We start from the raw sequence: 9,628 nt of genomic DNA, 5'->3' as shown, positions 1-9,628 counted from the left end.
CTACCGCGACAGGAAGCACGTCAGGGCTCGCATTAACAATTGGTACTGCCGCAGGCGCTGTGCTCCGCGGACAAGTGACAATTGAGGCGCTTGAAGATATCACTATCGGCGGTGACGATCCGACTGTCGCAGGTTTCGATGATGGCCAGATTGCAGCGGCCACTGGTAACCTCTCTAGCCTGAGTGTTACAGATGTGGCCAATGCCAACGACGCCATCAAAAGGATCGACTCAGCGTTACAGACAGTCAACAGCTTTCGAAGTGAGCTTGGTGCCGTCCAAAACCGCTTTGAGTCAACCATCGCGAACCTGAGCACCTCAGTTGAGAACCTGAGCGCGTCCAACAGTCGTATCCTGGACGCTGACTTCGCGGCAGAAACCGCCAACCTGGCCAAATCCCAGGTACTGCAGCAGGCCGGTATCTCCGTCCTGGCTCAGGCGAACGCCCGTCCGCAGCAGGTTCTGTCCCTCCTGCAGTAAGGGGCATAGCGGTAACGGCCGGAACCCTCGGGTTCCGGCCTTCCGCCGTTGAAGGATAGCGAGGTAAAGCTATGAATGACGTTAACCTGAACAGCCCGGACCTGAAACTGGTGCGCTCTGGCGCCCAGGCTCCGGCCAAGGCAATGTCGTCATCTCAGGCCGAGGGCCGGAACGCCCCTGACCTTGCAGCTTCGGCTGCCGGTACCCGCCAGGTGCAGGCTCCCCAGGTTGCTCAACAGGCTTCGCAAGCTGAAAAGCTGCAGGCCCGTAATGAAGAGCAGCGCAAGGAGCTGGATGAGGCGGTTAGCCAGTTGAACGACTTTGTTCAAACCGTGCAGCGGGATCTTCAGTTTGAAGTGGATAACGAAATGGGCCAGACCATCGTAAGGGTGGTTGATCAGCAAACCCAGGAAGTGATCCGCCAGATCCCGGACGAAGTGGCAATGAGGTTGGCAGAAAAATTGCAGCAGGACGAACCGCTGACGTTGTTTAACATCAAGGTGTAAAAGCTTGCCGCTTTTGCGCGGATGTAAACGACGGTATTTCAGCACCGCCGCCTCTGGAAGGAGCCGGCGGTGTTCGCGTTTGAAGGGATTGGTTTCGCCACGGACGACACGGACTAACACGGACGGTCAAGCAGTTCGGTTTCGTTTCTTGTCCGTGAATGTCCGTGCCGTCCGTGGCTAAAAAAACTTAGATACACACAGTTACAAATCGGTTCTATATTTAGGGCGAAAAAGGCAAAGTTTTGCCGCCTGCTGCCGATAAACTGATCAGTATAGAGATTCGCCCCCTTGAGGAGGCATGGTTATGGCCAGTATTTCATCGTTAGGTATCGGCTCCGGCGTTTTGACGTCGGATCTTGTCGACCAGTTGGTGGCTGCGGAGCGCAGGCCCACGGAAGTTCGGCTGGATCAGAAAACCGAGCGCACAGAGGCGCTTATTTCTGCCTATGGCATGTTGCGGAGCGCCGTAACGGAGCTGCGCCTGCCTATGCGTCAGCTCGGTTCCGCGGATGCGATGAAGTCGTTTTCGGCCACTTCCTCGGGTAGCAATATTGATGTGTCTGTGGATGCCAGCAAGGCCAGCCGCGGCTCTTATAGCCTGGACGTGAAAAGTCTGGCGCAGTCCCAGGCCTTGGCCAGCCGGGATGTGTTTGCCGACCGGGATGCCACCAGTGTTGGCCGTGGCACCATGACGCTTCAGGTGGGTGACAAGACCACCAATATCACCATCGATTCTTCCAACGACACCCTGCAAGGCCTGGCGAATGCCATTAACGAGGCCAATGCGGGCGTGTCTGCCGGTGTGATTGATACCGGCAACGGTTTCCAACTGGTGTTGTCTGCTGATGAGACCGGTGAAGCCAATGCTGTGAATATTTCCGTTACGGAAGATGGTGCTGCCCCGGGATTAAGCCGGTTCGCTTTCGATACGGCAGATCCCGAAAACATGGATGGCATGCGCCAGACCATTGCGGCGAGCGATGCGGTGATGGAAATCAACGGCGTGGAAATTCGCCGTGCCACCAACACTATTGAAAATGTGGTGGATGGGCTGACCTTCAACATTACCGGTGAGGGCAAGTCCACTATCAAAGTGGAGCAGGACACGGCGGCGGTTGCCGAGCGTGTTCAGGCGTTCGTAGACAAGTTTAACGAGCTGCAGGGCACCATCCGTGAACTGTCTTCATTTGATAGCGAGACGGGGCAGGGCAGTATTCTGACCGGGGATTCCACGGTTCGGAATATCCAGAACCAGTTGAAGCGGGTTTTGACAGATATTATTCCCGGGCTGGAAAACGCCAGTGTTCGCAGCCTGGCGGATGTGGGCATTGGCACGGATTTCCGTACCGGTGAGCTGCAGTTTGATAGTCAGAAGTTTCAGCAGCAGCTTCGGGAAAACCCGGATGATGTCACCGCTCTGTTTGCCGAGCAGGGCAGAACTAGCGATTCCCAGGTGGAGTTTGTTCGTAGCGGCTCTAATACTCGCCCGGGTGATTACAGTATTAATGTTACCCAGATGGCGACTCGGGGCAGTTTGAATTACGCGAGCGCCGATACCGTTAATGTTGGCGCTGACAACAGTTTCACTTTCCGGGTAGATGGTGAAACCACAGCGACTGTTTCGATTGCTGCAGATAACTATTCCGGTGAAGATTTTGCCGCTGCCATTCAGGCAGCCTTGCGCGAGAACTCGGCATTGAACGCGGCAGGCCGTTCGGTTCAGGTGGCTTATGATGCCACAGAGGGGTTGACGTTTACCTCTAACCGCTTTGGTAGCGATTCTAACGTAAGCCTGACCGGGCTGAGCAACGTTACAGGGCTTAACACCGCCACCGGCACCGCCGGCCAGGATGTCCAAGGCACCATTAACGGCCAGACTGCCCAGGGCGACGGCCAGGTGCTGTTCCTGGCAAACAGTGCCGGTGGCGATGCCGCTGGCCTGCAGGTGCGCATTACCGGTGGTGACGTAGGCAACCGTGGCTCGGTGAAGTTCATCGAGGGCGTGAGTGAACGCGCGGTAGATGCCATTACCAGCATTCTGGGTGCAGACGGTGCGTTGAGCTCCCGAACCGATGCCCTGAACCGGGACCTGGAGCGCATCCAGGAAGACCGGATCAAGCTGGACTTGCGGATTGAAAGCTATCAGGAACGCCTGGTGAAGCAATTCAGCGCCGCCGATTCCCTGATCTCCCAGCTTAACAGCACACGAGATTACGTGAGCCAGCAGTTGGCGGCCCTGGCGCCGAACAGGCAAAACGATTAAGTCAGCTATACTGATGGTTGGCCAGCCAACCATGGCATACCGGACAACGGTGAAACGAGGTTATATATGAACGGTTTACAGGCGTATCAGCGCGTTAATACCCAAACCAGCATCACCGATGCAGACCCGCACAAGTTGATTCAGCTGCTGTATAACGGGGCGATCGAGCGGATTAACATGGCCAAGTCAAAAATTCAGGCCAAGGATTACGCAGCTAAGGCTCAGTTACTCAATAAAGCCATTGAGATTATCGGTGGCCTGCGGGCGTTCCTGGATTTCGAAAAAGGCGGTGAACTGGCCACCCGGCTGGAGGCTCTATACGACTATATGGAGCGCACTTTGCTGGAAGCCAGTGCCAAGAATGACGTTGCCAAGCTGGATGAAGTGCTGACCCTGCTGCGTTCCGTGAAAGACGGCTGGGATGGCATTCGCGACGAGGTGGTGAACCAGCAGCAGGCGGTTTGAATTAGCGTTGGTCGAGCACATGGCGTTTTTTCGCGGGCTGTTGGTGGCCTTTCTGCTTGCAGCTGCCCCGGTTAGCGCGAGTGATCAAGTCGTCGGCTCAAACGAAGGCCTTCCTGCCAACTCGCCGGCGATGTTTGCGATTCCTGATGTCTGGCCCTGGGGCTTTCAGGATAATCAGGGTGAACTGCAAGGCAGTCTGATTACGCTGATGGACCGTTTATCAGAACTCTCGGGTGTTCACGTAAGTGCGCAGTTGCTTCCTTTGCGGCGCGTCATACTTGACCTGCACACGGGACGGGCAGAATTTGCTTTTCTGTTTCAAAGTCCAGACCTGGACGAGAACACCATTCCCGTCGATACCGTACTTCAGATCAATCTGATGCTGATGGCGATGCGTGACACCGATTTCCCCCTGACCCTGGATGGCCTGGCCGGCAAGCGTGTCGGCTATGTGCGGGGTACCTATCTTGGTGAGTCGTTCAAAGCGGATGAGGCTGTGATGAAAGTGCCGGTTTATAACATTCGGCAAGCCATTGAAATGCTGATGCTGGGGCGTATTTCAGCGGTGCTTGCCAGCGATCACAACATCGCGATGACGATTGACGCTTACGGCTTTCCCGCAGAAGAGTTCCGTCTGCAGGAGCATGTAAAGGGCCAAAAGGCCCGGCTGTATATGTCACCAGACAGCGGCAACCCGGAACACGCTCGTCTTTTCAAAGAAGCACTGCAACACATGCGTGACAACGGCGAGTTACAGCGCATTTTCCAGACTTCTTCCGCCCAATAGCCATTCCCCCCGCACTCCCGTACAATACGCACCTTCTTTTCAATACATCCATTCTGTTCAGTCTGGAGCAAGGGCATGTCTGATATCAAAAAGGTGGTGCTGGCTTATTCCGGTGGCCTGGATACTTCCGTGATCGTTCGGTGGTTACAGGACACCTATAACTGTGAGGTGGTGACCTTCACCGCCGACATCGGCCAGGGCGAGGAAGTTGAGCCGGCGCGCGCCAAGGCGGAAGCGTTGGGCGTTAAGGAAATCTACATTGAGGACCTGCGCGAAGAATTTGTGCGCGACTACGTGTTCCCGATGTTCCGCGCCAATACCATCTATGAGGGCGAATACCTGCTGGGTACTTCCATCGCCCGCCCGCTGATTGCCAAACGTTTGATCGACATTGCCAACGAAACCGGCGCGGATGCGATTTCCCATGGCGCTACCGGTAAGGGTAACGACCAGGTGCGTTTCGAGCTGGGTGCCTACGCACTGAAGCCGGGCGTGAAGGTTATTGCTCCCTGGCGTGAGTGGGATCTGAACTCCCGCGAAAAACTGCTGAAGTACTGCGAAGAGCGCAACATTCCGGTGGAAATGAAGAAGGGCAAGAGCCCGTACTCCATGGATGCCAACCTGCTGCACATTTCCTACGAAGGCATGAACCTGGAAGACCCCTGGGCGGAAGCCGAGGAAGACATGTGGCGTTGGAGCGTATCTCCGGAAGCCGCGCCGGACAAGCCGACTTACGTGGAACTGACCTACAAGAAGGGCGACATTGTTGCCGTTGATGGCCAGGAAATGAAGCCCCACGAAGTGTTGGAGACGCTGAATAAGGTTGCCGGCGCCAACGGTATTGGCCGTCTGGACATCGTAGAGAACCGTTACGTGGGCATGAAGTCCCGCGGCTGCTACGAAACCCCGGGCGGCACCATCATGCTGCGTGCTCACCGCGCCATTGAGTCCATCACCCTGGACCGCGAAGTGGCCCACCTGAAAGACAGCCTGATGCCCCGCTACGCCGAGGTCATCTACAACGGCTACTGGTGGTCCCCGGAGCGCGAAGCCCTGCAGGCACTGATCGACCAGACCCAAACCTACGTGAACGGCACCGTTCGCCTGAAACTCTACAAAGGCAACGTGGACGTAGTTGGCCGGAAGTCTGACGACTCCCTGTTCGACGAAAAGATTGCCACCTTTGAGGAAGACCAGGGTGCGTATGATCAGAAAGACGCCGAAGGCTTCATCAAGCTGAACGCGCTGCGGCTGCGGATTGCGGCTGGGAAAGGGCGGAAGCTGTAGGGTCTGACCTCAGGGTCTGTCCCAAGGGTCTGTCCCCGAACGGGGACTGACCCACCTTTGCCCGTCCTTGCCGCCAAACTATAACCCATTGGTTCCAAGATGGGGCAGTCCCCGTTCGGGGACAGACCCTTGCGCCCAGCATAACGCTGGGCGTTTTTGTCTCTATCGTGCGATACTTGGCCGAGTTAGTATGAGCTAACAGGAGCTAGTCATGGACAACAGAGTTCAGCAAGTGATTAAGAAGCTTGAACACTTGCCAGCAGACCGTTTATCCGAGGTTGAGGATTTCATTGATTTTCTGAGCCAGAGAGATCGTGAACATCATACGCGCAAGGATTTCGCGCGGGGAGCGGAACCTTCTTTCCAAAAGGTATGGGATAACGACGACGATGCGGCCTACGACAAACTTTGAATTTGGTGATGTGGTTCTGGTTGGTTTTCCATTTACCAATCTGAAGACCACAAAAAAGCGCCCTGCAGTGGTTATAAGTTCTTCAGCTTATCAGGCTTACCGTCCTGATCTTGTGATAATGGCGATTACCAGTCAGATTAGAGATCCTCTCAGTTTTGGTGAGGCGTTAATAAAGGATTGGGAGCAGGCGGGTTTGCTGAAACCTTCGGTGATGAAGCCGCTGATCGCAACCGTTGAGCAGTCAATCATTTTGAAACGAATGGGTTCCCTGAACACAAACGACCAAGCCCAGTTGAAAAGCGCACTGCATGGAATTCTAGAACTTAATAATAAATAGAAAAAATATGCCAGCATTCGGAACCGCCTCTGTCGCCGCCCTGCGCCAATACGTTCGCTACGCCGATGCCAAGGGCATCAGTACCTCAGAGCTGTTCAGCAAAGCCGGCCTTGAGCCGAATATCCTTGATACCGATGACGGCCGCCTGACGGGCGAGCAGTTGCAGACGTTTATTCGCCTGCTGGCCGAAGCATCCGGCAATCCCATCCTTGGCCTGGAAACCGGTGATTTCGTTCAGCCCGGTTCCTACAGTGTGCTTGGCTATATCACCATGAGCTGTGCCACGCTGGGGGAGGCCGTCACCCGAATTGCGCCCTATGAAAAACTGGTAGGGGACATGGGCACCACGGGCCTACGAATGAAGGGGAATGAAGTGTCGTTGGTGTGGACCTGCAACTTTACCGACCCGGTGGTGTGGCCCCAGGTGGTGGATAATGTGTTCGCCTCCTGGATTAACTATGCTCGCTGGCTGGCGGATAACGATAACGCCTCTCCAATCCGGGTTGCCCTGAAACGTTCCTCGCCCGGGCCTGACTGTGAGAGCGCTTATCAGGAGCGCTGGGGCTGCCCGGTTGAGTTCGAAGCGCCGGAGAATGTGGTGACCATGCCCCAGGATCTACTGGCCACCCGCCTTCGCCAGCCAGACCCGCTGCTGCGCAAGACCCTTGAAGCCCATGCGCTGTCGCAGTTGGCGCTGCTGGATACCGATACCGACCTGACCTCCAGAGTGAAGCAAGGCATTCAGAAACAACTGGCCAGCGGCGTGACCCGGCAAGACATGATCGCCGAAGACCTGGGCATGACCAGCCGCACCCTGCAACGCAAACTGAGCCAGGAAGGTGTTTCCTACCAAAAGCTACTGGATGACGTGCGCCAGCAGATGGCAGAGGATTATTTGCGGAATACCGAGATGAGCATTCCCGATATCGCGCTGAGGTTGGGGTACAGCGAGACCACGTCGTTTCATCGGAAGTTTAAGGCGGCTGCCGGGAAGACGCCTGGGGATTATCGAAAGGGTCTGACTCCCCAGGGTCTGTCCCCGAACGGGGACTGACCCATTTTGGACCCATGGGTTCGAGTTTTGGTGCAGGGACGGGCAAAGGTGGGTCAGACCCCTTTTGGGTCAGACCCTGATAACCCAGGGTCTGTCCCCGCATGGGGACTGACCCATCTTGGCCCCATGGGTTCGAGTTAAGTGGCAAGGACGGGCAAAAGTGGGTCAGTCCCCATTCGGGGACAGACCCCTGAGACAGACCCGGAAAACTAATAAAAAAGCCAGCTCACAAGAGCTGGCTCGAAATTACTTCGGAAAGAACGAAAGTGCCTGAAAAATTCGTTAATCCTGTGGAGTCAGGGCCCATAATACGGCGGAGTTACTACTCGGCTCCTCCGCCATGGGCGGATACTGCTTGATTCCACGGTTTCAGAATAAGCCCTCGTGCCCTTCCTGTCTGTTTGTGATCTGTGTCCCGTTGTTACCGTTTGTGAGGGCTACACACCTTCCCGTATCTCGGGTTTGGTTTCGGTAAAGCGGCGGGTTTCGTAGGCGTCAACCAGGCCTTGCACCGCCGCCCGTTCCATATCCTGCACCGAGGGCGTGCCGTCCTGGGCGTCGGCGCGGCACAGGACCATGCCGGCTTCCACGGAGATAAAGCCAGCGGTGGTTTTCAGGGCCTTGTGGTTGATACCATCAAAAATTCGCCGGAACGCGGTGGTGGAGCAATGGTCGCTGTTCGGGAAGTAGGAGACGATGGCAAACTGGTTGTCGCCAACACGGCACAGGGCGTCGATGGGGCGAATCAGGGTGCTCAGACGGCGGGCGATGCCGGTGGCCAATTCGCTCATCACGCTGGGTGGGTGCTTGCGTTTCAGGTCTTGCCAGTTACGAATGCCGCACATCACATAGGAGGTGGAACCGCCTCGGGATTCCGCATGGCGCAGGGTTTTCTGCAGGCGCTGGCGGGCATACTTGCTGTTACACAGGCCGGTTTCCAGGTCGATAATGTTGGTGGATTCCAGCTCCCGGTTGTTTTCGACCAGCAGTGCGTTGGCCCGCAGCAGGGTGTTCTGGCGATCGGCCATTCGGTCGGCGGCAAAGATGCGGGGGATCAGCTGTTTGGTCATGTCGGATTTGTAGATGAAGTCATCCACGCCCCGGTCGAAGGCTTCCGACAGTGCTTCCACGCTTTCGCGGGCGGTGAGCAGGATCACGTAGGTGTAGTGGTTGTCCTGCTCATCCTGCTGGCGCACGTGGTCGGTCAGTTGCAGCCCGTCCATTTCAGGCATCAGCCAATCGGCAATCAACACGCTGACCTGCCGCTGTTCCATCAGCTTCAGGGCGTCTGGCGCGTTGTTGGCAATGCGTATATCGCGGTAACCGGCATTTCGCAGGGTGCGGCCGACCACCATACTGCTGAATTTGGCGTCGTCTACTACGAGTATGGGTAGGTCCAGGTTTGGCATCGTTTGTCTACTTCTTACCAGTCCATTGTCAGATGCGGTTCGCCGCGGCTCTTGGTATGCTTTGGCGGTTTCGGAACATCCGGTATTTTTAATGTCGCCACAGTATACCCCCGTGTGCCCTTTGGAGAATAACGACCATGCCTTCTTTTGACATTGTTTCAGAAATTGAAATGCACGAAGTCACCAACGCGGTGGATCAGGCCAAGCGTGATCTGGGTAACCGCTGGGATTTTAAAAATGTGCAGGCGGATATCGAACTGGAAGACAAGCGCATTACGGTGAGCGCCGAGCAGGAGTTCCAGCTGGAGCAACTGATTGATCTGCTGCGTATGGCCTTCGCCAAACGCAACATTGACGCCCGGGCCCTGGCGGAAGACGGCGAGAGCAAGGCCGGCAAGCTGGTGAAACAGCATTTTTCCCTGAAGCAGGGTATCGAAACCGATATGGCCAAGAAGATCGTGAAAATGATCAAAGACCAGAAGATGAAGGTGCAGGCCAGCATTCAGGGTGACAAGGTGCGGGTAACCGGCAAGAAGCGGGACGACCTGCAGGAAGCCATTGCCATGCTGCGCGAGGCGGAGCTGGATATTCCGCTGCAGTTTAACAACTTCCGCGATTGAGTTCTGGCC

The 9,628-nt window shown here is 56.0% G+C and carries 11 protein-coding genes; 10 read left to right on the top strand and 1 reads right to left on the bottom strand.

All coding sequences use genetic code 11. The features are described 5' to 3' along the window. From J122_RS24880 to J122_RS18740, 9 genes are all read left to right on the top strand, one after another. Positions 1 to 479 (top strand): flagellin (locus J122_RS24880; RefSeq protein WP_264753586.1); only part of this gene is annotated, 479 nt, incomplete at its 5' end. Positions 480 to 550: 71 nt separating this feature from the next. Continuing rightward, positions 551 to 985, top strand: coding sequence for a flagellar protein FlaG (locus tag J122_RS18775; RefSeq protein WP_061333627.1), 435 nt, complete (start codon positions 551 to 553; stop codon positions 983 to 985). A 304-nt stretch (positions 986 to 1,289) separates the two neighbouring features. Beyond that, entirely contained in the window at positions 1,290 to 3,248 is a 1,959-nt protein-coding gene (gene fliD / locus J122_RS18770) for a flagellar filament capping protein FliD (protein ID WP_061333625.1), read from the top strand. A gap of 66 nt (positions 3,249 to 3,314) precedes the next feature. Continuing rightward, positions 3,315 to 3,713, top strand: coding sequence for a flagellar export chaperone FliS (fliS, locus tag J122_RS18765; RefSeq protein ID WP_061333623.1), 399 nt, complete (start codon positions 3,315 to 3,317; stop codon positions 3,711 to 3,713). 19 nt (positions 3,714 to 3,732) lie between these two features. Then, complete coding sequence (locus tag J122_RS18760) at positions 3,733 to 4,500, top strand: substrate-binding periplasmic protein (protein ID WP_061333621.1); 768 nt, start codon at positions 3,733 to 3,735, stop codon at positions 4,498 to 4,500. A gap of 75 nt (positions 4,501 to 4,575) precedes the next feature. Continuing rightward, a complete protein-coding gene (locus J122_RS18755) occupies positions 4,576 to 5,787 on the top strand; it encodes an argininosuccinate synthase (protein WP_061333619.1) in 1,212 nt (403 codons plus the stop codon). 211 nt (positions 5,788 to 5,998) lie between these two features. Beyond that, positions 5,999 to 6,199, top strand: a complete 201-nt coding sequence (locus J122_RS18750) for a DUF2281 domain-containing protein (RefSeq protein ID WP_061333617.1) — start codon at positions 5,999 to 6,001, stop codon at positions 6,197 to 6,199. Beyond that, complete coding sequence (locus J122_RS18745) at positions 6,177 to 6,536, top strand: type II toxin-antitoxin system PemK/MazF family toxin (RefSeq protein ID WP_061333615.1); 360 nt, start codon at positions 6,177 to 6,179, stop codon at positions 6,534 to 6,536. Before J122_RS18750 ends, J122_RS18745 begins: the two co-directional genes overlap by 23 nt. 7 nt (positions 6,537 to 6,543) lie before the next feature. Then, positions 6,544 to 7,590, top strand: coding sequence for an AraC family transcriptional regulator (locus J122_RS18740; protein WP_061333613.1), 1,047 nt, complete (start codon positions 6,544 to 6,546; stop codon positions 7,588 to 7,590). Between the two features lie 437 nt (positions 7,591 to 8,027). On the opposite strand, the gene J122_RS18735 is transcribed toward J122_RS18740, so the two are convergent. Then, positions 8,028 to 8,999 (bottom strand): response regulator, encoded by a 972-nt coding sequence (locus tag J122_RS18735; RefSeq protein WP_058092390.1) that lies wholly within the window; start codon positions 8,997 to 8,999, stop codon positions 8,028 to 8,030. Positions 9,000 to 9,136: 137 nt separating this feature from the next. Here J122_RS18735 and J122_RS18730 point away from each other — a divergent pair, with 137 nt between their 5' ends. Then, on the top strand, positions 9,137 to 9,619 hold the full coding sequence (locus J122_RS18730; protein WP_058092389.1) for a YajQ family cyclic di-GMP-binding protein: 483 nt from the start codon (positions 9,137 to 9,139) through the stop codon (positions 9,617 to 9,619). The last annotated feature ends 9 nt before the right edge of the window (positions 9,620 to 9,628 follow it).

It is taken from the genome of Marinobacter excellens LAMA 842 (genome assembly GCF_001574445.1).
In the GTDB taxonomy this organism is placed as follows: domain Bacteria; phylum Pseudomonadota; class Gammaproteobacteria; order Pseudomonadales; family Oleiphilaceae; genus Marinobacter; species Marinobacter shengliensis.
This window is presented reverse-complemented; position numbering and strand designations above follow the sequence as displayed.

What these genes read in the sequence shown, in the direction of transcription:
- J122_RS18735 (WP_058092390.1), bottom strand. Translation starts at nt 8,999, where the DNA reads ATGCCAAACCTGGACCTACCCATACTCGTAGTAGACGACGCCAAATTC.
- J122_RS18745 (WP_061333615.1), top strand. Translation starts at nt 6,177, where the DNA reads ATGCGGCCTACGACAAACTTTGAATTTGGTGATGTGGTTCTGGTTGGT.
- J122_RS18760 (WP_061333621.1), top strand. Translation starts at nt 3,733, where the DNA reads ATGGCGTTTTTTCGCGGGCTGTTGGTGGCCTTTCTGCTTGCAGCTGCC.
- J122_RS18750 (WP_061333617.1), top strand. Translation starts at nt 5,999, where the DNA reads ATGGACAACAGAGTTCAGCAAGTGATTAAGAAGCTTGAACACTTGCCA.
- fliD (WP_061333625.1), top strand. Translation starts at nt 1,290, where the DNA reads ATGGCCAGTATTTCATCGTTAGGTATCGGCTCCGGCGTTTTGACGTCG.
- J122_RS18740 (WP_061333613.1), top strand. Translation starts at nt 6,544, where the DNA reads ATGCCAGCATTCGGAACCGCCTCTGTCGCCGCCCTGCGCCAATACGTT.
- J122_RS18775 (WP_061333627.1), top strand. Translation starts at nt 551, where the DNA reads ATGAATGACGTTAACCTGAACAGCCCGGACCTGAAACTGGTGCGCTCT.
- J122_RS18730 (WP_058092389.1), top strand. Translation starts at nt 9,137, where the DNA reads ATGCCTTCTTTTGACATTGTTTCAGAAATTGAAATGCACGAAGTCACC.
- fliS (WP_061333623.1), top strand. Translation starts at nt 3,315, where the DNA reads ATGAACGGTTTACAGGCGTATCAGCGCGTTAATACCCAAACCAGCATC.
- J122_RS18755 (WP_061333619.1), top strand. Translation starts at nt 4,576, where the DNA reads ATGTCTGATATCAAAAAGGTGGTGCTGGCTTATTCCGGTGGCCTGGAT.